Source organism: Pseudarthrobacter sp. NamB4 (assembly GCF_005796185.1).
Taxonomy (GTDB): domain Bacteria; phylum Actinomycetota; class Actinomycetes; order Actinomycetales; family Micrococcaceae; genus Arthrobacter.
This window is the reverse complement of record NZ_VAHM01000002.1, coordinates 14,309-36,626: the sequence shown is the minus strand read 5'-3', so window position 1 is coordinate 36,626 and position 22,318 is coordinate 14,309. Positions and strand designations below refer to the sequence as shown.

At 61.7% G+C, this 22,318-nt stretch carries 24 protein-coding genes and 1 pseudogene; 12 read left to right on the top strand and 13 right to left on the bottom strand.

Annotated features, from left to right (window positions below; genetic code table 11):
• Positions 1-902 precede the first annotated feature (902 nt).
• Both FDW81_RS01675 and FDW81_RS01670 read right to left on the bottom strand, forming a co-directional pair.
• On the bottom strand, positions 903-1,748 hold the full coding sequence (locus FDW81_RS01675) for an aldo/keto reductase (protein ID WP_138132395.1): 846 nt from the start codon (positions 1,746-1,748) through the stop codon (positions 903-905).
• A gap of 83 nt (positions 1,749-1,831) precedes the next feature.
• Positions 1,832-2,716, bottom strand: coding sequence for an NAD(P)-dependent oxidoreductase (locus FDW81_RS01670; protein ID WP_138132394.1), 885 nt, complete (start codon positions 2,714-2,716; stop codon positions 1,832-1,834).
• 689 nt (positions 2,717-3,405) lie between these two features.
• Between FDW81_RS01670 and FDW81_RS01665 the strand changes: the two genes are divergently transcribed.
• From FDW81_RS01665 to FDW81_RS01645, 5 genes and pseudogenes are all read left to right on the top strand, one after another.
• Positions 3,406-3,660, top strand: coding sequence for a hypothetical protein (locus tag FDW81_RS01665; RefSeq protein WP_138132393.1), 255 nt, complete (start codon positions 3,406-3,408; stop codon positions 3,658-3,660).
• 309 nt (positions 3,661-3,969) lie between these two features.
• Positions 3,970-4,050, top strand: a pseudogene (locus tag FDW81_RS18285) (recombinase family protein); the annotation flags it as partial.
• On the top strand, positions 4,019-4,444 hold the full coding sequence (locus tag FDW81_RS01655) for a hypothetical protein (RefSeq protein WP_240719838.1): 426 nt from the start codon (positions 4,019-4,021) through the stop codon (positions 4,442-4,444). The pseudogene FDW81_RS18285 and the gene FDW81_RS01655, both read left to right, overlap by 32 nt.
• 499 nt (positions 4,445-4,943) lie before the next feature.
• Positions 4,944-5,441 carry an HAD domain-containing protein gene (locus FDW81_RS01650; RefSeq protein ID WP_138132392.1) on the top strand — a complete coding sequence of 166 codons (498 nt, stop codon included), beginning with the start codon at positions 4,944-4,946 and terminating at the stop codon, positions 5,439-5,441.
• 111 nt (positions 5,442-5,552) lie between these two features.
• Positions 5,553-6,071: an alpha/beta hydrolase gene (locus FDW81_RS01645; RefSeq protein WP_240719868.1), complete on the top strand. Its 519-nt coding sequence runs from the start codon at positions 5,553-5,555 to the stop codon at positions 6,069-6,071.
• 328 nt (positions 6,072-6,399) lie between these two features.
• Here the strand turns inward: FDW81_RS01645 and mscL are convergent, their stop codons facing one another.
• The 6 genes from mscL to FDW81_RS01615 form a co-directional block, all read right to left on the bottom strand.
• Complete coding sequence (mscL, locus tag FDW81_RS01640) at positions 6,400-6,864, bottom strand: large conductance mechanosensitive channel protein MscL (protein ID WP_205754584.1); 465 nt, start codon at positions 6,862-6,864, stop codon at positions 6,400-6,402.
• 621 nt (positions 6,865-7,485) lie between these two features.
• Positions 7,486-7,944, bottom strand: coding sequence for a DUF4383 domain-containing protein (locus tag FDW81_RS01635; RefSeq protein WP_138132390.1), 459 nt, complete (start codon positions 7,942-7,944; stop codon positions 7,486-7,488).
• The gene (locus tag FDW81_RS01630) at positions 7,941-8,600 is read right to left on the bottom strand and encodes a MarR family winged helix-turn-helix transcriptional regulator (protein ID WP_138132389.1); all 660 of its coding nucleotides are present in this window, start codon (positions 8,598-8,600) and stop codon (positions 7,941-7,943) included. Before FDW81_RS01630 ends, FDW81_RS01635 begins: the two co-directional genes overlap by 4 nt.
• On the bottom strand, positions 8,597-9,292 hold the full coding sequence (locus FDW81_RS01625; protein ID WP_138132388.1) for a DUF3618 domain-containing protein: 696 nt from the start codon (positions 9,290-9,292) through the stop codon (positions 8,597-8,599). The genes FDW81_RS01630 and FDW81_RS01625 overlap by 4 nt, the downstream gene beginning before the upstream one ends.
• The gene (locus tag FDW81_RS01620) at positions 9,289-9,699 is read right to left on the bottom strand and encodes a phage holin family protein (RefSeq protein WP_138132627.1); all 411 of its coding nucleotides are present in this window, start codon (positions 9,697-9,699) and stop codon (positions 9,289-9,291) included. Before FDW81_RS01620 ends, FDW81_RS01625 begins: the two co-directional genes overlap by 4 nt.
• 17 nt (positions 9,700-9,716) lie before the next feature.
• Positions 9,717-10,511: a hypothetical protein gene (locus FDW81_RS01615; RefSeq protein ID WP_240719866.1), complete on the bottom strand. Its 795-nt coding sequence runs from the start codon at positions 10,509-10,511 to the stop codon at positions 9,717-9,719.
• Positions 10,512-10,719: 208 nt separating this feature from the next.
• On the opposite strand from FDW81_RS01615, the gene FDW81_RS01610 reads away from it, so the two are divergent.
• From FDW81_RS01610 to FDW81_RS18055, 3 genes are all read left to right on the top strand, one after another.
• A complete protein-coding gene (locus FDW81_RS01610) occupies positions 10,720-12,186 on the top strand; it encodes a TrkH family potassium uptake protein (protein WP_171027080.1) in 1,467 nt (488 codons plus the stop codon).
• Positions 12,179-12,871 (top strand): TrkA family potassium uptake protein, encoded by a 693-nt coding sequence (locus tag FDW81_RS01605; protein WP_171027079.1) that lies wholly within the window; start codon positions 12,179-12,181, stop codon positions 12,869-12,871. Before FDW81_RS01610 ends, FDW81_RS01605 begins: the two co-directional genes overlap by 8 nt.
• 190 nt (positions 12,872-13,061) lie before the next feature.
• Positions 13,062-13,361, top strand: coding sequence for a hypothetical protein (locus tag FDW81_RS18055; RefSeq protein WP_171027078.1), 300 nt, complete (start codon positions 13,062-13,064; stop codon positions 13,359-13,361).
• 69 nt (positions 13,362-13,430) lie between these two features.
• Here FDW81_RS18055 and FDW81_RS01595 read toward each other — a convergent pair whose 3' ends face one another.
• From FDW81_RS01595 to FDW81_RS01585, 4 genes are all read right to left on the bottom strand, one after another.
• Entirely contained in the window at positions 13,431-14,330 is a 900-nt protein-coding gene (locus FDW81_RS01595; protein ID WP_138132386.1) for a diacylglycerol kinase family protein, read from the bottom strand.
• 108 nt (positions 14,331-14,438) lie between these two features.
• Entirely contained in the window at positions 14,439-14,591 is a 153-nt protein-coding gene (locus tag FDW81_RS18050) for a hypothetical protein (protein WP_171027077.1), read from the bottom strand.
• A gap of 151 nt (positions 14,592-14,742) precedes the next feature.
• Positions 14,743-14,994 (bottom strand): hypothetical protein, encoded by a 252-nt coding sequence (locus FDW81_RS01590; protein WP_138132385.1) that lies wholly within the window; start codon positions 14,992-14,994, stop codon positions 14,743-14,745.
• 216 nt (positions 14,995-15,210) lie between these two features.
• A complete protein-coding gene (locus FDW81_RS01585) occupies positions 15,211-15,489 on the bottom strand; it encodes a hypothetical protein (protein WP_138132384.1) in 279 nt (92 codons plus the stop codon).
• Between the two features lie 176 nt (positions 15,490-15,665).
• Between FDW81_RS01585 and FDW81_RS01580 the strand changes: the two genes are divergently transcribed.
• A complete protein-coding gene (locus FDW81_RS01580; RefSeq protein ID WP_138132383.1) occupies positions 15,666-16,376 on the top strand; it encodes a TetR/AcrR family transcriptional regulator C-terminal domain-containing protein in 711 nt (236 codons plus the stop codon).
• A 296-nt stretch (positions 16,377-16,672) separates the two neighbouring features.
• Positions 16,673-17,416, top strand: coding sequence for a GAF and ANTAR domain-containing protein (locus tag FDW81_RS01575; protein WP_138132382.1), 744 nt, complete (start codon positions 16,673-16,675; stop codon positions 17,414-17,416).
• 786 nt (positions 17,417-18,202) lie between these two features.
• Here the strand turns inward: FDW81_RS01575 and FDW81_RS01570 are convergent.
• Complete coding sequence (locus FDW81_RS01570) at positions 18,203-19,171, bottom strand: alpha/beta hydrolase (protein ID WP_240719836.1); 969 nt, start codon at positions 19,169-19,171, stop codon at positions 18,203-18,205.
• A 799-nt stretch (positions 19,172-19,970) separates the two neighbouring features.
• Between FDW81_RS01570 and FDW81_RS01565 the strand changes: the two genes are divergently transcribed.
• Positions 19,971-20,828 (top strand): hypothetical protein, encoded by an 858-nt coding sequence (locus FDW81_RS01565; RefSeq protein ID WP_240719834.1) that lies wholly within the window; start codon positions 19,971-19,973, stop codon positions 20,826-20,828.
• A gap of 94 nt (positions 20,829-20,922) precedes the next feature.
• A complete protein-coding gene (locus tag FDW81_RS01560) occupies positions 20,923-22,212 on the top strand; it encodes a hypothetical protein (RefSeq protein WP_138132379.1) in 1,290 nt (429 codons plus the stop codon).
• Positions 22,213-22,318: the final 106 nt, after the last annotated feature.

Here is a 22,318-nt window from a genome sequence, read left to right as displayed (position 1 = left end):
CTTCAAGCCGACGTCGATTCAGCCCATCACATGCGGCGCGCGGCCTGCGCGAATCCTCCGACAGGCAGCATGATCGCGATCAGTGCGTCGTCAGCTCGCCCCAGCGTCCCACATTCAGTCAGCGCTCGGAGAATGCCTGCGTGAAATCAGCAAGCCGCATTTAGAAGCGCCGACCACGACCTATGTCAACTAAAGGTGGCGATGGCTGCTACTGCGCCGCTGGCTAAGTCCCATTCCGGCAGAAGTTAACTGCGCGGTTCGTGCGGCTTCGACACCAAATGCTTTTTCATGAGCAGCCAATGCTTCCTCGTAACGCTTTTCGGCGAGCTACATGTCTTCATAGCGGTCCGCCACCGCCAATCGCACAGCTACCGGCCCCGGTCCCCTGCCGGCCTTGAGTGCCCACTCGATTAGTAGGTGCCGGGTCAGAAACATGACCGCAGCAACAGCCACGCTTAGAGATATCCGTACTGGCCCTAGCATCATTAAAGCCGCTATTCCGCCCACGGAGGCCCAAGCCAGACTCATTCCTATCCATTGCCCCCATCTCGCCTTGGTCCCCAGCCCCCCGTAGAGCAGGACTTTCGGCCCAAGCAAACCAAAGGTTTAAAGGGGTGGAATCTCAATCGTAACTGCAGTGAGGATCGGTTGGTTGGCTTGTTCCACCCACATCACGTCTTTTCTCCAACTTCATTAAGAGAGGACTCGCCAATGAGTTCTTTAGACGTTGGTATTCCTTTCAGTGTGATCCGAAAAGTTCTTTGCAGTATTACTTCCATTTGAAGCACAGACAGTCGCCCAGATGGTAAAGACTGCTACGTTTACCCGAAAACTGTGATCAGCATAGACGGAGATACAGCGCCCCATCTCCTTGAAAGACACCCCACTTAGTTGTCCGCCGCTTACATTTGGCTGTGCGCGGCTAGGGCTGGATCCGCGCCGGCACGGGCGCCTGACTCCAGGGCCGTTAGGTCTGCCATCTCGGCCGGAGTGAGCGTCAGACGCACGGATTCCAAGTTTTCCCGCATGCGTGCAGAATCCGCTGACTTCGGGATGACGATCGTGCCTTGTGCGAGGTGCCATCCCAGCAATATCTGGGCCGGGGTGGCCCCGTACCTACCCGCAAGTGACTTGACTGTGGATGCCATGAGGTCCGCGCCCTGGCCCAGGGGGCTGTACGCCTCAACCGCGATGCCAAGGGAGCGGCTTTTCGCGGACAATTCCTCCTGCTGGAATGTGGGGTGAATTTCGATCTGATTGACGGCCGGAACAACGTCCGACCCGGCGAGGAGCATGTCCAGGTGGTCGGCGAGGAAGTTAGAGACGCCTATGGCGCGGACCTGGCCTTCAGCGTAGAGCTTTTCCAATTGTTTCCATGCCTCAACGAAGAGTCCCTGGGACGGTACGGGCCAGTGGATCAAATAGAGGTCCACGTAGTCGACCCCTAGAGCCTGGACACTGTTATGGAACGCTTCTTTTGCGTTGCCCTGCTCGCCGTTGCGCAGCTTGGTCGTTATGAAGACCTCCTCCCGAGGGATCCCCGACGCAGCAATTGCTGCCCCGACGCCGGCCTCGTTGCGATACGCGGCAGCTGTGTCTATGTGGCGGTAGCCAGCTTCCAAGGCATCCTCGACAATGCGCTGAGTCTCTTCCGGTGGGACCTGGAATACGCCGAATCCGAGCTGCGGGATCCGGACGCCGTTGTTGAGGGTTACGGTGGGGACGTTTATTTCTTGCGTTTGGGGCATCATCGGTTTCTTCCGTTGGTTGGGTTGGTTTCGTGCAATAGGAATCCACTGGAAAAGCCCGGTAGGATCTCCCGCCAGGAAGGTTAGCGGTTGATCATATGTCCTTCGGCGTCGAGGTAGTCGCGCCAGGACCGCTTCGGCGTCCACCCAAGCATTCGTTGGGCTTTCGCACTGGAGATGCCCGAAGCATCGGCACGGTCAAGGCCGCGTAACTCGATTCTGTCACCGTAGTACTTGCTCAGGATCTCGGCGAAGTCATGGCCGCCCACGTTGTCAGGGGAAGCGATGTAGAAGATTTCGTGTCCGGGGAGGTCTGACTCCGTGGCCAACACGATAGCGTCGGCGAGGTCGTAGACGTCGACGTAGCTCCATAGATTGGGGCTGAGGACCGACGCGTCTCGGACCTGCGGTCCGAGGTTTGTCTCGTAGTTGCCCTCGAACTGGACCCAGCTGGGCCGAATGGAGATGCACTGGATGTCAGAGCGGGCGATTGCGGCGTCCATGAGCTGCTCGCCGAAGTGCTTGGAGAGCGCGTAGGGATCCTGCGGGTGGATCGGGTGCTCCTCGTCCACGGGTGCGTAGTCAGGGAGGAAATCGCGCTCGGGAAAAAAGAACCCCGGGACAGTCTCACTGGAGATGTAAACGAAGCGCTTTACGCCAAATCGAATGGCGGCCTCAAGAACGTTGAAGGTCGCCATGAGATTGGTTTGGAATACGACGTGGGGCGGATGACCAGTGGGCTCCGGGATCGCAGCAATGTGTACCACGGCATCCACTCCGCGGATGACAGAGTACGCTTCCCCCGCGTCGGTAAGGTCGGCCATCATGTACTTCGGGGTGCCTTCAGGCTTGCGCTCGAAGCCGGGACGCGTGAGGTCGGTGGTGAGCACTTCATGCCCGGCGTCGATCATTGCCTGGGTAGCGGCCCGACCGACCTTTCCATGGGCACCAGTGATGAGGACCTTCATGATGTCTCCTAGATCGTACTGCTGCTCTGGTACAGGGTGGGTAGGTACCGGGCAGCTTCAGGTTGCGCCGTCGCCAGCCTCAGTGATAAGTCTCAGGCCGCCGTTTTAGTTTATTGCCTAAACAATATGCGGGGAATGAGTCACGGTCAATGGGACAGCGCGCTCGCCGCAACCAGCGATGTCATCAGAGGTGACTAGATGGAGGTTTTCATGGCATCCGCTGCGGAACGAAAGCCAGCCTTCGACGCCGCCCGCGAGGACAGAAGACGCGTGCAGCTCCGCGCACCAGGGGCGGGCCAATAAAGACGCTAAGACATATAAAGGGCCTTTTTCTCGATCACGGCTGCCTGTCGGGCAGGCCGCCGACACTTCCACCGTTCGGACGCTTCCTTGACCTCGGCATAACCGAGGGCAGCTCATCCGCGCTGGCCCAGGGGGTTTGAGATGCGCTCCACTCCCCCAACTGCCGCTTAGCTCAGCTCCGCGGATGTGGAGGCGGGCATTGGATTGCGTTCCGGCCGGCTGTCTGCCTCGGCAAGTTTTCCAGGAAAAACGACATCCCTTAGCCATCCGTGTTCGCTGCGGCCACGAATCGCACGTGTAGGACCGTCTTTGCCGTGTGCCCGGCAAGAGGCGTCGTCGCTGTAGCCAAACGGCGGCAACCCGCGCACGCAGCGAAAAGAGCCACCATGGCCGCAACGCAGTACGACCAGTTCCTTCAAGATGCCACGACCTGCGACCCGGGGTCCGGGGCCAGCCTGGGACCCGATGCCCTGTACGGCCTGTATACGAGCTGGTGCCACGTCACCTGCCAGGAGCCGCAGCCAGAAAAGATGTTTTGGTTTGCAATGCAGAGCCGCATCGAACCGCAAAACAACGGACTGCGGATGAAGGGCGAGGCTGCCGCGGACTACATCCTTAGCAGCTATCCCGCACTGGTGTAGCTGGAGAAAGCCCTGCCAAGGAGACGTTGTTGAGCCAGCACGAGGAACTTCCCAACATGCGCGCCCAAGACGCGCCCCTGAGCGGGCAGTTTCCGCAGCCGCCGAGCCGCCGCATGAAGCTCGGACATCAGCCCCAGTCCGACGAACTACAGGGCGCCAATGGTTGTGATTATGAAAGCAACTTACCTGACTCGGTTGCACCGTGCCGGGAGTCGCAACACAGACCGTTCTGTGACCAGCGCGCAAGCCCTGACGTACGTCACTGTGACCCCCAAACTCAAACACACACGTTGAGGGTTGGAGGTGGCCATGGCAGGTCAGCGCATTGGGTACGTGCGGGTCAGCACGCTGGACCAAAATGAGCGGCGCCAGCCCGAAGGCCAGGTTCTGGCCTGGTCTTCACCGAAAGCAGTCCTGCTTTGACCGGATGGTGGTCGACCTCAGTGGCCCTGTGAAGGGTTATACGGTCCGGTACGTCCCGGAGATCATCCAGGACGGCACCGGTTTCAGGATCCCGGTCTACGGCAATGCACGCCTGCAGGTCACCGTGAACGCACCCTCATATGACAGCAACGGCAACCTCACCTACAACCCGGCCGCGAAGGCCGAGCTGTCCAACGTGGCCGGCTACCAGACCTTCCGGCAAGTGGTTTACGCCGCAAGGTTCGAGGGCTCCACCAGCATTGGCCCGTGCGTCCGTGCCCGGCTGCCCTTCAGGGTCTTCACCCTGGACGGGCCCGGGTCCGGTTCCCGGCTGATAGTGGACGTGGCCCACTTCTGGTGATGGAACAGAAAGGTGCCGCACACCGGTGATCCGGGGCGTGGCACCTTTTTCTGTCTGCTGGGCTCAGTCCCTACTGCCGTCAACGGTCCAGCGGCAGCAAACCCCGTCAGTCCTCAGCTACTCAAGGGAGGCAATGCGCTCTCGGGGTATTTCTGTTTCCATCGTCTGCGCATTATAGGCGCGACTTCATGGACGGTCTCCGAGGATCCATCTAACTGAGGCCGAAACCCTGTTCATGAGATCGCCGGCGCAGAGGTGGTCCGCGATATCCTGAGCGCGGTCAGGATCCAAGAGGTGGTCCGCGATATCCTGAGCGCGGTCAGGATCCAAGAGGCGGTCTGGGTCAGTGCGGAACGGCCTGCCTGCATGGCTGCTTCGGGTTGAAGGCGGTAACCGGTGAGGTGGCTATGGAGCCCATGTGTACGGAGTAGGGTTTCACCGGCGTCAGCCTGGCACTGGACGCTACCGTCAGCCGTGGAGACGGACTAGTGTCTCGCTCATGAAACCGATCATCCTTCTCGACATTAACGGCGTGCTGAACCCGAAGCTTGAGCCTGACGAGCGCTCCGATGGCCAAAATCCTCAACTCTCCGATTTGAAGATTGCCCTGGTGCGCCGGCTCGCCAACAAAGGGAGGATCGCTTGGGTGTCCACATCACCTGACGATTTTGTGGACCACCTCGAAGCGCAGCTGCAGCTTGAGGTGAATCCGCTTCGGGTGGCGATAGCGCCGGAGCCTGGGGATGAAGACCAACAGACGCCAAAGCTGGGGTCGGTCGCCAGATGGTTGAACAAAATGGAAGCCGAGGGCGATGGAGACTGGGACGCCATTGTGTGGATCGACGACGAGCTAGGGCCTGACGTGCACGACTGGGCCCACCAATACGCCCACCCCGTGCTGCTGGAAAAGCCGCACCCCGACGAGGGCCTGACAGACGCTCACGTCGTGGCCGTGCAGGTCTTTATCAAGGGCGAGGACCGGGACCCAGCCGCCTGATCGCAGACCTCGGATGCGTGGGATAGGCCGGCAGGGGATCGTTCGCTGGGAGCGCTGGTAAGGTCTGCGTGATGAACGACGAATCGATCCCGGTCCGTCCAGCGTGTCGTCATCGTCCATGGGCACGAGTCCGGGCCGGACGCGTACTGGTTTCCCTGGCTTTACGGTGAACTTCAAGCCGTGGGCATAGACGTCACGATTGTTCCCCTCCCTGACCCGGACGATCCCGAGACGACAGCGTGGGAGAACGCTGTGAAAGCGGCGCTTCGAGTACCGGATGCGAGAACGGTGATGGTGGCCCATTCTCTCGGTGCGATCACCGCACTACGGGTCCTGGCAGCCCTCCCCGAGCCATGGCAACTCGGTGGTCTTGTCCTGGTAGCCGGCTTCATTGAACCGCTGGATGCATTGCCGGAACTGGATCAATACCTCGCAACAGGTGTGGACGTTGAACGCGTGGCAGGGAGCATCCGCAAGCGAACGGTAATCCGCTCCGAAACGGATCCTTTTGTTCCGCCAGCAGCGACGAATGACCTCGCCAGGCGCCTCCAGGCGGCGAGTGCAGGTCCATCCGGAAGCCGGAACCTTCATGGCAGAAGATGGGGTGACAAGGTTTCCGGGGGTGCTTGACCTCATCCTGTCCCGATAGCGCATTCTCCGACAGTTAGGAGCCGCGAGAACGCGGTGCCGGGACCGCAGCTGTCAGCAAAGACCACGCCCCATCCTGACACTGGCCGTTTGCTTGGCGGCATCCGTTATCGGCGTTTCGATTGAGCTCCCATTAGCCGCAACTGAGTATGGATCCGTGGATCGTTGTAGATGGAGGCGCTGCCGGCCCGAGACAGCCCCGACCGGCGCCATGGCCAGGCCCTGGCGAACGATGAGCAACCTTGCCGCGCTGGCAGGGGTGAGTAGGGCGAGGCGGCTGGACGCGTCCTCCCGGACTTATGAGGCCGGGTTAGGCGATGCCGTCATTGGGGTTTTGCCAGCCTTCACGCTTCTTCAGCAGCTCAATGTCTTCTTCCTCCAGTTGCCCCGGGTCGATGTCGGCGGTGCAGTACTTGCACTTGATGGCGTCGATGGCCACGAATTCCTTGCAGTAGGGGCATTCCTGTTGGCCCTGGGCGCGGAAGTTGCCCATGCCAAAGCGCTTGAGGAGCTTAACGATCCCGAACAGCACCAGGGCCAGCAGCAGGAACCTGATCAGCACGGTGATGAAGCTGCCGTATCTGATTTCGGCGTCGTTGACAGTGAAGCTCATCTGACTGAAGTCCGGAGCCCCGAAAATCGCCGCAACGAACTGCAGCAGAATGTCGTTGGCCAGGCTGTCAACGAGAGCGGCGAAGGCCGTGCCGATGATGAAGCCCAGGGCGAGATCAAACATGTTGCCGCCCATGGCAAAGGCTTTAAATTCTTTCCACATATTCGACATGCCATGATGCTAAACCCGTTAGCGGCACGATCTCCGAGTGCGACCACCTCGAAATCGATCAGGCCGTAAGTTTTTGAAGTGTCAAGTCCAAGAGGGCAGTGCAGAGAGGTGGTGAAACTCAAGATTGAAACAATAAGTCCTAACGCTGGACAATCTGCTTTGCCTAACCGCCTGGTGTTTCTGAGTGTCCCTATGTCCCTACAGCCCGGTGTTTTCATGGTAGTAACCGCGTCAACTGGGACGGATGTTCACTGGCCGCAAAGGAAGCATGGACTAAGACTGCGCCGAACAACAAAATTTCCTGTCCCCGTGCCATCAAGGAAACCCTTGGCGAGGCCTCACCAAGTACAGGAAACTCCGCATCCCACGCGGGAACATCGGGGGATCCGCGACCTCGCGGCCCTTGCAGCTACGCATCGTTCGCAGGCTTCGTGACAATCAACTGATCCTTCATGCTCCATCACATATCACTGAGGAGCAGGCCCGGGTGCCTGTGCTTCGGCGTCTGATAGGAGGCATTGCAAACGATAAATGGTCCGCCCTTCAGAGATGAGGGGCGGACCATCCATGGTGCAGCGTTCCCGAGGGGAGTTCCGGGGATGGGAATGGGGTTTAGCGGGTGGTCGTACCCGCGGTGCGGGTGTTGCGGGAAAGCAGGATGGCCAGGGCGATCATGGCGACGCCGAGGACGAAGTGCAGCCAGTTGTCAGCGGTGTTGACCGGGACGAAGTTGGCGGGGGTGTCGTGGCCGACGATCAGGCCGTAGAGCCACAGGACGAGGTAAATGACACCGCCGTAGAGCAGGTAGTTACGGGACTGCCCGTGGGTGCGGGACATGAGAATCCCGGCAACGCCGAAGAGCAGGTGGACGATGTTGTGCAGGATCGAGACCTGGAAGATTCCCAGCAGGAGTGCTTCGGAGCCGTGTCCGGCGAAGGAGAGCGCTTCGTAGTTGCTGGTGATGCCCGGGATGAAGCCGAGGACGCCGACCAGCAGAAAGACGGCGCCTACTGCCTGGGCTGCTTTTTGAAGCGTGGTTTTGGGGCCGGTGGTGCGGTTTGTTGTAGTCATAGGGGTGCTCCTGATTCGTTGTTGTGTTTCGTGTGGTGTTCCTGCCCGTGGCGGAAAGATGAAACGGTTCGTGCCTGCCGCTCCCTCGTCCTGTGCCGTGTGGCAGTGCCTGATTCTGCGTTCCGCAAATGTCGGATCTGTTGTTCCAGTTGCTGGCGGAAGAGGACCTCCTCCGCGAAGTCCGTGCCCGTCGCCTCACTGGTTTCTTCACCGATGAGGTTTTCGGCCGCGGAAAGGGCGGCACGTCCTTCCTCGGTGAGGTGAAGGTAGGCGCTGCGGCCGTCCCTGCCCCGTTCCTTGCTCAGATACCCCAGCGACTGGAGCCGCCTGAGGACTTTGCCTAGGCTTTGCCTGCTCACGTAAAGCATCGCCGCCACGTCGGTGGCTGTGGCCGGTTCAAGTTCCGCCACGGCCTCCAGCGCGTCCAGCGCGGAGGTGGTCAGTTTGAGCCGGGCAAGCCTGCGGTTGATTCGGCGTTCGTAAAGACGGGCCGCGATGCTGACTAGCCGGTGCGTGGCCCACTGTTGCGGTCCCGGTCTGGGGCCGGGGACGGCTTTCATGTGCCGGGGTCCGCCGGGGAGGGGTTGCTGGTCCGGGTCCGTGAGCCGCCGCACCCGGTGGTGCGGCGGCTTCGGGCCCTTGTCCTGACCGGTCACGTGTTCTGGACGTTGTCCTTGGCATCGGCAGCCCGGTCTTTGACGTCACTGGCAGCGTTCTGGCCTTCGGTTTTGACGTTTTGGACGGCGTCAGCGGCGGTGGACTTGACGCTTCCCAGCGCGTCCTGGGCAGGTTCTTTCAGGTCCTGCACCACGTCCTTGGCGGCCTCGCTGACCTTGCCGGCCAGGGGCTCAGCTGCTGTCTTGAGCTGCTCCGCGGCCTGGCGTTCCTTGGTGCCGGCCGGGATCAGGGCCGAAAGAAGCATCCCGGCGCCGAACGCGATCAGCCCGGCGGCCAGGGGGTTTCCCTGGGCTGCGGTCTTGACCTGGCCCGGTGCCTGGGAAATCGCGGTGCCGGCGTCAGAAAGCTTGTGTGCGACGGTGTCCTTGGCTCCATGCAGGGACTCGCCGGTGCTGTGCACGGAGCCCCCGGTGCTGCTGGTGCCGGAGGAAACCTTGTCCTGAACGGTGGAGACCTTGTCCTGGACGGTGCTGGTAGCCGTATCCGCTACTCCCATGACTTTCTCCTTCACTCCGGTGACGGCGTCCTTGACGCTGCCCTTCACCTTGTCGGTCTGGCGCTGGACGATGTTGGACGGGGTGACCTTGTCGGCGACCGCGTCCACGTTGGTGCCCAGGCGTGCCCGGGTCTCTTCAATTTCCTGACGGATTGCATCCGGGTTATCGCTCATCGGTTTACCTCACCTGGTTTCAAAGTCGGGGGAATTTCAGAAAGTGTTTCGCCGGTCTGGGGCATGCCCTTGATCTGTTTGAGTTCCTTACGCCCGATCGAGGCCAGGACGGCGGCGATGATGCCCCAGATCACGGCGACGATCACCGCTGCCCAGCCCAGCGGCATCAGCGCACCAAGGGCGAACATCAGCGCCAGCGACAGGAACAGCAGCACGAAGTGCCCTGCCACGCCGGCCCCGGCGAGCATCCCGCCGCCTTTCCCTGCCCGGGTGGCGGATTGCTTGGCCTCTGCCTTGGCGAGCTCGACTTCCTGGCGCATCAGCGTGGACAGGTCCCGGGTAACCTCACCGAGCAGGTCACCAAGGGAAGCGTTATCTGCCTTCTGATGCGCCTCACTCGGCGGCATCTCAGGAACCTGGCTACTCACAGGTGCCGTCCTTCCCCGCGCTGGTACAGGTCATCTTCAAACCGCAGGGGCATTTCTTCCGCCGTGCCGGACGGCAGAGTTGTGGTGGAAGCAGTTGCTGCGCCGATGACAACCGGCTCCTCGTACAGGCCGGTCCCGCTGCCCGTGGCGTACCCCGTTTCCTGCGGCAGCGCAGCTGCCTGCGAGGCGGGAACCTGCCGCTGAGGCTGGGATGCGCCGCTTCCTGAATCCGCGGCACCGGCAGCGAGGCTTCGCGTGAGCCGTCCGGCCAGAAGACCGGCGCCTGCGGCAAGCAGCAGGAAGGTGCCGGGACGGTTGCGGGCGAAGCGCTGCACCTCGCTCAGGAGGTCACCCGGTTCCTTGTTCTCGATCCAGGAAGCCACAGTTTCAGTGCGCTGGGCTGCCTGCCGGATCAGGTCGCTGGCCAGACCCTGCTGCTCAGGGGCCTCAGCCATCGTCTGCAGCTGGCTGGAGACGGTGCGGATACCCTCAGCAACCTTCTGCTGCTGCGTGCCGGCCTGGCTCGACAGGCCCGACTTCGCCTGGGACAACAGGTCCTTCGCGCTGGACTTCGCCTCGGAGGCGACGTTGGCGGCCTCTTCCTTCGCAGTCTGCGCTACACCCTGCGCGGCGGTGGCGGCATGCCCTGCCACGTTGGAGGCTTCCTCCTTCACTGCGTCCTTTTTGGACCCGGAGGCAGGCGTAGCGGACGGGGTCGTCTCGATGATGGTGGTCGCCTCCGGGTCCTGCGATGAGGACCCGGTGACGTTGGTCCATTGATTTTCCGTCATCATGCTCTCTTTCCTTCGCGGTCAACTGCTGGGGATGACCAGCACTGATGCAATACTAAGCATGGTTACTAATATTTAGTAAGTACCCTTGCTATATTTCGCAAAACCGGACTTGCGTTTCAGTGGTGAGACGATGGGCAACGAATCCCCTGTTGGAGCACGTCGACGGTGTATTGGGTGGAGTCCGGGCGGTGGTACGGTGACGCCTATGCACGTGAAGGCTTACCAGCGAAGCCCCCAACCCGAACGTAGGAGGCCAAAGCCGGGCCTGGTCCTCGCCGGCTACAGCCGTTCCATTGCTGCTTTCCAGGATCAGCAGCTGTCCGCCCTGCAACGGTTTGGCCGCCGTCTGGTGCCAAGGCATCCCGCACAGCTGATTGTCCTGGGGTTCGCGACGGCCATCGCAGTGGGGACCGGGCTGCTGATGCTCCCGGTCGCAAAGAGCGGCGCCGGCGGCGCCTCACTTCTGGAGGCCGTGTTCACAGCGACATCTGCGGTCTGCGTCACGGGACTGATCACCGTGGACACCCCGGTGTTCTGGAGCGGGTTCGGGCAGGTAGTGATCCTGGGGCTGATCCAGATCGGCGGCTTCGGGGTGATGTCCTTCGGCACCCTGCTGGGCGTCCTGACCGCCCGGCGGCTGGGCCTGCGGTCCCGAATGCTGGCCGCAGCTGAAACCAAAAGCACTGGCTTTGGCGACGTCCGGCGGGTCCTTGTGGGGGTCTTCATTATCAGCCTGATCGTCGAGGTACTGCTGGCCCTGGTGCTGACGTTGCGGTTCCTGTTGGGCTATGGCTACCCTCTGGGCCAGGCGTTGTGGCACGGTGTCTTCCACTCAATCTCGGCGTTTAACAATGCCGGCTTTGCCCTTTATTCGGACAACCTCATGGGCTTCGGCAGCGACCCGTGGATTCTCCTTCCCATCGCCGCCGGCGTGATTATCGGCGGGCTCGGGTTCCCTGTACTTTTCGAGCTGCGCCGCCAGTACCGCCGGCCCATCTTTTGGAGCATGAACACCAAGCTGGTGCTCCTGGGCACCGTTGTCCTGCTCGCCGGTGGCACGGCCTTTTTCACCGCGGCCGAGTGGAGCAACCCGGCAACCTTGGGCGGTCTTGCTCCTGCTGACCGTGTGATGGGCGGATTTTTCCAGTCTGTCATCACTCGCACAGCGGGCTTCAACAGCACCGACATCGCGCAGATGCACCCGGTGTCCTGGCTGGGCATGGACATCTTGATGTTCATCGGCGGCGGCCCCGCAGGCACGGCAGGCGGGCTGAAGATCACCACCTTCGCCGTACTGTTCTTCATCCTGGCCACCGAGCTGCGCGGCGGCACCGCGGTGAACATCTTCGGCAAGCGGCTCTCCCGCGCCGTGCACCGGCAAGCCATCACCGTGGTGCTCCTGGCCATCGCCCTGGTTGTGGTGTCCACCATGTTCCTGATGCTCATCACGGACTTCGGGCAGGAGCGGATCCTCTTCGAAGTAGTCTCCGCGTTCGCCACCGTGGGCCTCTCCACCGGGATTACCGCCGGGATGCCTCCCGCCGGGCAGGTGGTGCTGATCCTGCTGATGTTTATCGGCCGTCTGGGCCCGGTTACCCTGGGCACCGCCCTGGCCGTGAGAAGCCGCCCCATAATGTACGAATACCCGAAGGAAAGGCCCCTCATTGGCTAAGGACTTGTTTTCCCGCAGAGCCGGGCGTGTGGCGCAAGCGGACTCCGTCGCAGTGATCGGCCTGGGCCGGTTCGGCGGCGCCCTGGCCCTGGAACTGGAGGAGCAGGGCACCGAGGTCTTGGGCATCGACAGCAACGAGGAAATCGTGCAGTCCTACAACGGTCTACTCACCCATGTGGTCCGGGCGGACTCCACCAAGGAAGAGGTGCTGCGGCAGCTCTCCGTTCACGAGTTCGACCGCGTTGTGGTGGGCATCGGCACCGACTTGGAGGCGAGCATCCTCACCACGTCCCGACTGCTCACCTTCAAGCACCCGCAAATCTGGGCCAAGGCCATCAGTGAACCGCACGCCGAGATCCTCGGCCAGCTGGGAGTGGAGAACGTCATCCGGCCCGAGCACGACATGGGCAGGCGCGTGGCCCACCTGGTCCGGGGCTCCATCCTGGACTACGTAGAATTCGAGGACGACTTCGTGATGGTCCGCACCCGGCCGCCCGTGCAGGCACGGGACCGCCCACTCGGTGTCCTGGGTCTGCGGGACCAGTACGGCATCACCATCGTCGCCGTGAAAAGGCCCGGTGGTGTATGGACACACACCACCGCGCAGACGGTTCTGTACGACGACGACCAAATAATCGTCCAAGGCCCCAAAGACCTAGCCGAAAGCTTCAGCACTCTCGCATGATGCCCGCAGACTCGGAGGACATTCCGTGCAGGGCGCCCCAGCTGCAACGCCTACGGACCTCTCATATCCCTGGTTACTCGAAGCGCAGAGCTTTCGAGACACCGAATCGCTTAGGAGAAAGCGGTCAACCAACTGCAGACGTGACGGGAATGGCGGAACTCGTTACCGGCGGACGCCCTTACGCCCCGAGATGCCTTCCGCAACGGCGATGAAAAGAACGCGCAATCACCGCCACGATAGATCCAAGGAAGTTCAGTTCGAAGATATCGCCCGTGCCGAGCAGGTTAGCGATGACCCCGCCTATGACAGACCCGGCCAGCCCAAGTACGAGCGTGGCAACAAAGCTCAAATTCTGCTTGCCGGGCTTGATGAGCCGGGCAAGGGTACCTATCACCAGCCCCGCAACGATAAGCCGTTGCGGGGCTGGCTCACTCCCGGCAAAGGCCGCTGGAGCGCCAGGACAGATCTGGTGAGTTCGGGCCCGGTGTAACCTTTTTTGCGGGGCTGCCCGTTACCAGTAACCCCCTGGGGCGGGTTTGTTTCTGGGTGCGCCGTGCGGTTACCCTAGCGTTGCGAGGGCGGCCGGTGCACATTCGATCGTGACCGGGGTATTTTTCTTGAGGGATTTCACTTCTCCGTCAATTTGGTACGGGATGGGTTTAAGGGTTGTGAACCGGTAGCTGCTGACGCTGGGCTGGTTTCCCAAACCCTGGGTGGTGGCCCGCAGCGCGGTTAGCAGCACGCGGAACTTTGACCGGTGGGGAAAGATCACGACTTCGAACTTCCCGTCCGAGGCGGCGTCGTCGGCTTCGCTGAGGGTGGCGTACTTGGCCATTTCGGCGATGTTGGCCAGGACGATGCTGTCGAATTTGCGTCGCTTGCCGTCTTCTTGCCGGATCTCGAAAGGTTTGAATTTCGAAAAGGTGCGGATTACGGAGAACATCTCCTTCAGGGCGCCTTTACTGCCCTTTTCCAGGTCGATGGCCATGACGGGTGTCAGGCCGAACCCGATGTAGGAGTGGGCGTATTCGGCAAGAGCGCCGGGATTCGAGCCTGTTGCCATCTTCAGCAGGTCGATGTGCCGCACCTTGCCGCTGGCGATTGCTGCCTCGAGCGGTTGGGTGCGGGTGGTCCGGCGGTGGTCGTTGGCGTTGCCTGCTGCTTTCACGGCACATACTGCGTTCGGGTTGCCCGCCTGCATCACGCCGTTCACGACTTCGTTATAACCGCCGTCTCCGCTGACGGATACGACGAGCACGCTACTGCCGCCGTTGGCTGCTTCACGGGCCAATTCGACCGCATGGCCAGCGTGGGCAGTGGGTTGAAGGGTGATGTCGACTGAGTATGGAAGCAAGTCCGCGAGGCTGGCTTTGAGTTCTTCAGCGAGTCTGGGCGCATCCCCAGTGCTGTTGGGGTTGAAGATCACGACAATTGATTTGAAGATCCGGGTAGTGCTCATTACGCGCTCCGTGGTTCTGTACTTTTTGTTGATTCATCCAGATATGGTTCGGGGGTTGTCGCTGCGGTGGCTGGTCAGCAGTAGGGGCTCGCCACTGAGTGGGACGGTTTAGCTGTTTCCGGTATGGACGATGCTTCCGGAGTCCTCTTCGTGGGCCGGGGTGCCGGCGAGGCCTTCGGGTGTGAGATCAAAAGTCTCGATACCGGCGGCGATCCCTGTCTCGTCGGTGGCGAATGGGTCGTTGTGAGGGCTGTTCGTCATGATTGGTCCTTTGGTGATCGTGCCGCCGACCACCCGGGCCGGCGGAGGTTTTAGCGGGCAGTTCCATAGCGGGAACGGTGCCGGCAGCGACCGCCGTCGTGGTCAGGCAGCGGCAGGATAATGTGGGCCAGATCGGGTCGTGGCCGGAGGGTCAAACCAGAGCGTGGTAGCTGGCAAGAATGTAGTCGGCAGCGGCGGGGCCCTTCATTTTCAGGCACTGGCCGGGGCTGACGCGCTGTCTCATGGCGGCCCAGAAGGCCTGCTCGGACCGCGGGAGTTTGCCAGCCAGGCAACACCAGCTGGTGTATAGGCCGTAAAAGCAGTTTCCGTCCAGAGTCGATTCCGACTCCTGGTCACAATAGGTGGCTTCGCTGAGGAACTGGTCGAACTGTGAATGTGCCATGGGTGGCTCTTTTCACTACGGTGCAGATGTCCGCCGTTGGGCTACAGCGGCCTGAAACTCAAATGCCTTGCACGGGACACTGGGTGTACTGGCCAGAGCTCGCCGTTGTGATGCCCCGGCCGGCTAATACGTAGGTGAAACAGATGACTCTGGCGCAGCACCAGTTCAGGATGCTGCGCCAGGATCGCATTGCCCGGCACTGCCGGGAAGCGGGATTTAGGCGTGGTTGTCGTGTACGCGGTTGCCGGCCTTCGCCAGGCCGCGGGCGATCATCAGGCCGACGGTGAGCCAGGTGATGTACTGCATCGCGTCGTTGGCGTTGAAGACATCGACGCCGTTCTCGCTTGCGTCGTCCCCAACGACTGCAGCGGTGATGATCGTCGCGATTACCGCCGCGACGTAGACAGCGAATTCGAGGGTCCGGGTTGAGATCTTGATGTCATTGGCGTTCCGGACAACGGTAGTGGCGTGACCGTTGTGGGTCTGACTAGTCATATGGTTCTCCTTGGGTGATGTGAGCAGCCTGAACGGCTATGCAAACTCTGATCCCTTTACTGAAACCATGTCAACAACTCTCTACACTGTAGACTTTACGCGTAGACTACTTGATAAGCAAGCTTATTCATCCGTGGCAGGGGTGGGCCTGACGCAAGAAACAGGACGGTTCCCCTATGGCCTCCCCCAAAAACATCCCCAGCGGACCAGCACCCCGAAAAGCGCGACTGAGCAGGGACGTCGTCCTCTCGGCGGCGTTGGAGCTCGTCGACGCTGAAGGCGTTGATGCTCTCACGATGCGCCGTCTGGGTCAGGAACTGGGGCGCGACCCTATGAGCCTTTACCGCTACGCCGCCAACCGCGCCGCCCTGCTGGATGGCGTCACCGAGATGGTGCTGAACGAACTGGCGATCTTCCCTGATGACCCGGACTGGCAGGCTCAGCTGCGCCGGATCGCACACGACCTCCGGCTCCTGGCCCTGCGCCACCCTAACGTCGTGCCCCTGCTGGTCACCAGGCCCCTGTCCACACCCTTGGGACTGCGTCCACTGGGTACGCTTCGCCCCCTCGAACAAATACTGGCCCTGCTTATTGGCGCCGGCTTCGCTCCCGCTGATGCCCTTCACGTCTACCGCGCGTACTACGGATTCCTCTACGGACACATCCTCAATGAACTCCAGGAATACATCGTGGACCCTGACGAGAACGAAGCCATCCTCCGCCTTGGTCTGCACCGCCTGCCGGCTAAAGAGTTCCCGCGCCTGCGCGCACTGGGCCCGGTCCTGGCCGAGTACGACGGTGAGGTTGAGCTTGACCAGGGACTGAGCATCCTGCTCTCGGGCCTGGCCATACAACTCTCAGGACCGCACCCAAAACCCCTGCCCTGAAAGACCTTTGTCGACGCAACCGGCCCGGGATGACGGGGCTGAGGGGAAGGTCGAACCGGAAGCCCAACCGTCCCCCAACCCGCGGACTTTTTGTCGGCAAGTCCGGACGTATTGGATTTCTTGCTGCGGCTAGGATCATTGACCGGACGTGAGACCCGGCAAACAGGCCCCGCAGGCCGCTATCTATTAGCGGTGCAGGGGCGCATACTCAATGCAGTGCCGTTTATTCGGCTTCGCAGTCCTCCAGTGTCCCCCCGACAAGGGGTTGTTGTTTGGGCATAAGAGGAATGAGGCCCATGGTGGCCCAAAGAACACATCCATTGCCGTCCGAGCTCGTCGATCACCTTCAGGATCTTGTCCTGGGCACCAAGGACGTGAAGGAGATGCTGGACGAGCTCGCTGACTTTACGGCCCTGACACTATCTGACCCTGCCGCTGCCTTTTGCAGCATCACCTTGATGCGGCGAAAGAAACCAGCGACGGTTGCCAGCAGCGAAAAGGGCGCAGTCCGGCTCGATGAAACGCAATACAGCGCCGGCGACGGCCCCTGTCTGGCCGCCATCCGTCAACAGACCGTCATCCACGTGCCTGATCTGCGCGAGGAACGCCGCTGGCCCGGCTACAGGGCGGCCGCCCTGGCGGAGGGAGTCGGTTCCAGCCTGTCGGTACCGCTGGTCCTTGAAGGGGAAGCCGAAGCGGGTCTGAACATGTACTCCACCCGCTCCCATGGATTTACCGGCGAAGACATCGAAAACGTCGAATCCTACGCCTACCATGCGTCAAAAGCTCTCCGGCTCGCGGTACGGATCAGCCAGCTCGCCGAGGCCAAAACCAACCTGGCAGCTGCCCTGGAATCACGCACCGTCATCGACCTGGCAGCTGGCGCGATCATGGCACAAAACCGATGCAGCCAGGAATCCGCGATGAGGATCCTGAAAATCGCTTCCAATTCGCGCAACGAAAAGCTCCGGGATGTTGCGGCATCAGTAGTCTCATCACTGACCGCAGACCCGGGCGTCCGGACCCATTTCGACGCATAGCCAGGTGAATCCGTGTCCTTACTTATCGGTGGCTGCGGAATGACCGGAAAGGTGCCCCGACTTCAACGCCTCACCGCCCAGAGCCCTTGCAATGAGACGCTCACCGCCCGAAGAACCGTGCCACACTGCTGGACACCGCGTCCAACAATAAGCCTACTTACTATTGGTCTCAATGTTTGAAGATGTACTGCGATTCCTCCTGCCAAAGTGCTAGTAGACGGGCTCTAAGAGCCAACGAAGCTTGGGCTGGGCGGACCACAAGCTGTGGACTGTAACTGAAGCGCTGAGCTTGGACAGTTTGGCGCTGAGCGACATCGGGTAGCTCTGCCGCACGTTTAACTGTCAAAATCAGCTCTTCCTGTATCGGCGTTGAAATGCGCGCAGGGCACTGCCGGGCTAGGGAGGGCTGCTTCGGTTCGTGCAGCTGTAGTGGCCTTGCCGCATTCCGCTACTCTCCTGGAAGTCGGACGTGGTCCGAAGTGAGTTCGGAGATGCGGCTGACGGTGTAGCGACCCTGGGTGCCGGTGAGTCGGTGGCCTAGTACGACTTGACCGTAGACCGTGGGAACGTGCATTAGATGCAGGAAACCTCTCAGTGTGCTTCGTGCGTGTCCGAGCCACTGTTGTCTCCTCCTTTCCAGGGCTTCCCGTGAAGTATGGCCTCCGGCTCGGCCAGGGCGCGTGGAATGTCATGCTGTGACGGGAGAGCCGATGAAGGGCAGTGAGGATTTGGGCCAGCCATATGACGGTGGGGCGAGAACCATTCCGATCAGAACCAGCGGATCCTCTAGAGCTTCCGTCCCGCGTGTGTGGAGAGGAAGTCGAAGGTTTTGTCCCGCGCCTTGCGTGCCTCGTCAAAGTTCAGGTGGAATTGGTACTCGTGTGGCAGCTCAGGCTCGTGCGTGGCGGGCCAGAAGAGCTCGGTCACTGGGACCCCGGCGTCCTTGAGCCGGTTGCTGTAGGGAACAGACTGCAACCACGTGAGCCCGTCACCGTTGCCGCCGCTGATGAAGGTCGGCGGGAAGTCGTCGGTCACGAAGTCGATGGTGGACATGGTCGCGCCAGCGTAGGTAGCGGACCAGTCTTTCGTGCCCGTATAGGCCCACAGGGATGTCTTGAAACCCCAGGCTGCGATGCCGCTGAGATCCGCCATGGCCCGAAGGTCGTAGACACCGCAATGCAGGATGGTGGCCGCCAGATCTGACTTCTGCAGCGTAGGCTGGATTCCCATCAAGTTGGCGTACTCGGGATTCACGGTCAGGGTGGTCATCTGGCTCGCGAGCTGCGCGCCGGCAGAGTCACCGGCCAGGACGATGCGGCTGCTGTCCACGTTCAGCTCCGCGGCATGGGCCTTGATGTAGGCAAGAGCCTCGTTAATGTCCCGCACAGCCGTGGGGTAGCTGGCCTCAGGGGCGACCGGATAGCTCATGCCAATGGTGGTGTAACCCTCGGCCGCGATGATCTGGAGATACGGATTCACATCTCGCTGGGCTCCGGAAATCCAAGCGCCACCGTGAATCCACACCACAGTAGGAAGTGGTGCGATGGTCCCTGCCGGACTGAAGACATCGAAGGTGGAACCTGGCTTGTACACGACGCCGGCTTGGGTTTGCAGCGGTGCATCCGGAACGTACGGCGTCATTTCGTCGATGGTCGCCTGTGCCCCGCGCTGAAAGACACTCCGGATCAGCATGGCCGAAGGCCACGGAGTAGCCGAAAGCGCCAGCGCGACGACCAGCACCAGCAAAATCGCCAACTCAAGCTTCCTCAACCGTGAGGATCGTTTTTGCTTCCCAGGAACTCGAGGAAACGAACCAGCAACTACTGATTCGCCCTTCTCCGTTCTACCCTCGACGGTCTTTATCGGCCCCATGACACTCTCTCCCCCATTAGGTGTACCTCCGACCATGCTAGAACGCCTCGAGAAGATTCATCGTCACATAACCAAGCCTTTTGGGCTCCGGGCTCGTCTTGCTCCGCAAGTGCAGGATCTCCTAGCACCTGGTTCCCCTTTACCTGCTCCCTGTCATAGGAGCAGGTAAAGGGGGCGATCCCTTCCTCTTGGCAGCGCTACCCTCCTTGGAGTTGTTTCCACCTCACGGACCATCACCGGCAACGCTTGAACCTGGAGAAGAGCCGGAACCAGAGTTGAAAAGTAAGCAGGCTTTCTATTAGTTTGGGAGGCAGCTCCTCCGCCTTTCCCCCATTGGCGGGGCAGCGACCCGAAGCCCCGCGCATTCCCCCGTGCTGCGGGGCTTCTCACTGCCCAGACAGCAACGTCCTGCGCCCGGCGGCGATGGGCAGGAAGACCCGCGGGGGCTTCGACATGGGGTCGCGCCGGTCCGGGTGACGGCGAGCGATTGTGGACTTTATCCAAGGTGTTGGGTTATTCTTCGAGCGTCTCAGAACTGCACCGGGGGGTGATGCGCGTGGCTAGGTCTCGTTCGCCGTGGCGTGCCCTGCGTCCTGTTCTGTTGGGAGGTGCTGCCACCCTTACGTGGCTGACTTTTTCTTCCACGGCCGCGTCGGCCGACACTCTTTCGGACACTTCAGCCTTGCTGGGTCGCGTCACCAGCTCCGTCTCCACGCTGTCGGACAAGGCAATAAGCCCTGTCCCTGCGGCTCCAGCCGCTACACAGCCGTCGGGATTGCTGCAGCCGGTGGTCGGCTCCGCCGCGGGCCTGGCAGATGACATCGTCTCAACCGTGCCCATCATCAATCAGGTGGTGCCGGCAGGCACCGTCTTCACTGTCATAGCGCCGATCGCGCAGCTCGCCGATGGCGCGACCACTGTTGTTGTCGAAACGGTTGTGCCACCGGTAGCCGAGACGGTCCCGGACCTGGAACCTGTCCTGGACCCGGTCACCGACCTGGTGACCGGTAAGACGCCCGTACCGGCGCCTGCCCTACCGGGGCAGGTCGGGGATGACGGCGGGCTTCCTGCCCGCCCCGATTCTGCTCCTGCAGAGGGTACAGAGACGGACTCCGGATCAACGGCAGACACCGGGGACACCGCGCAGGGCAACGGGTCGGTATCTCCAGCGGCCGCAGAAGCATCATCCTTGGACGACTCCGGGGCTGAAACCTCGTCGCAGTCTTCGGATACGCGTTCGGGCGGAAGCGGCCCCGCAGCCGGGCCCACCTCCCCGTGGCCAGCGAGCATGGCACTTTCCGTGACGAGTCAATCGGCCGGCGCGGTTGATCCTGCACCTTCTCCCGGACCGTCCCCGGCAGCTCCCGGGATTTCCGGTACCGGCAGCGGCGCGTCCTCGGCCGCCGGTGGTTCCGGTTCAGCAGCCTGGCTGAACCCCTTTGACTTTCACCTTCCTTTGCCCGGTTCTTCCCAGGCCGGTGAGCTCTCTGAGCACACTCCTGCGCCAGTGTCATACGACCCCGGTTCTTCTCCTGACTAGTTGAGTCCCCTGCTGCCCTTTATCCGGCGGCGTACGGGTTTTACGGGCAGCTAACCAGCGCCCCCACCTCAACTAATTGTCAGGAGACATCATCATGAATTCCACCCTTCGCAAGGGGCTGCTCGGCACCCTCTTTGCCGGCGGACTGCTGGCCTTCGGCTGCTCCGCCGCAAACGCTTCGGAAACCGCCACCGGACCCGACCTTTCCGCATCCGCGCTGATCGCCGCGTCCGCAGACTCAACCCTGCTCACCAACCTTGGCGGCGCCGGCAGCCCTGAATCAACTGCCCTCAGCGCCGCAGTGGACGTCGCGCTTAGCGCCGGAACCCTCACCGGAACCGAGCAGGGCAACACCACCGACCTCGCAGCCGCAGCCGTAGCCGACCTCGGTATTAACAACATTGGTGTGACCGACGGAGGTATCGCCGATGCAACCGTCGCCGCTGATGCCGCACTCGGTCTTGGCAACATCCTGGCAACCGGCGAAGGAACCACCAGCGGCGCCGGCACCGTCGTGGACGCAGTCGTCGACCTCGACTTAGGCGGCACCGGTACCGACGAGACCACCGGCGGCACAGGCGCGGTCGTGGACGCGGTCGTCAGCCTGGACCTTGGTCGTAACGGCACCGACGGCACCACCGGCGGCACAGGCGCGGTCGTGGACACGGTCGTCAACCTGGACCTTGGTCGTAACGGCACCGACGGCACCACCGGCGGCACAGGCGCGGTCGTGGACACGGTCGTCAACCTGGACCTTGGTCGCAACGGCACCGACGGCACCACCGGCGGCACAGGCACCGTTGTTGACGCAGTGGTTGACCTGGCCATTGGCGGTAACGGCACCGACGGCACCACCGGCGGCACAGGCACCGTTGTTGACGCAGTGGTTGACCTGGGCACTGGCGGTAGCGGCGGAGTAGATGCGGGCGTTGAGCTGGGTCTCGACCTAGGTATCGGGGGCGGCAACGAAGGTACCGATACCGAGAACCCGGGCAACGAAACCCCCGGCACGGAAAACCCTGACAACGGTACAGGAGGCAACGGTAGCGTTGATCCCGGCACCGGCGGTAACGGCACTGTTGATCCCGGAACAGACGGCAACCCCGGTACGGACATCGGCGGTACGGACAAGGGCGGCGCCGACAGCAATGAAACCACCGACGACTCGACCGTCACCGGCACCTCCAGTAACAGCGGCACCTTTGTGACCCGCGCAGGCTCCACCTCGGTCACTGGCGTGATCACCACCGACTCTTCTTACCGCAGCACCACCAGCAACGGCAACGCCCTAGCCAACACCGGCGTTGACACCTCATTCGTTCCGTTCGCCCTGCTGCTGCTGGGCGCCGGACTGCTCATGCTCCGCAAGCGGAGAATCTCCTAGCCCTAACGGCTCGCGCACTGTGTCCCTGCTACTTGAGCAGGGGCACCGTGCGGGCCGCGGCTCTTCCCCGGGGACTGTCCGATAAACGGTGTGTGGGTCCGGCCGG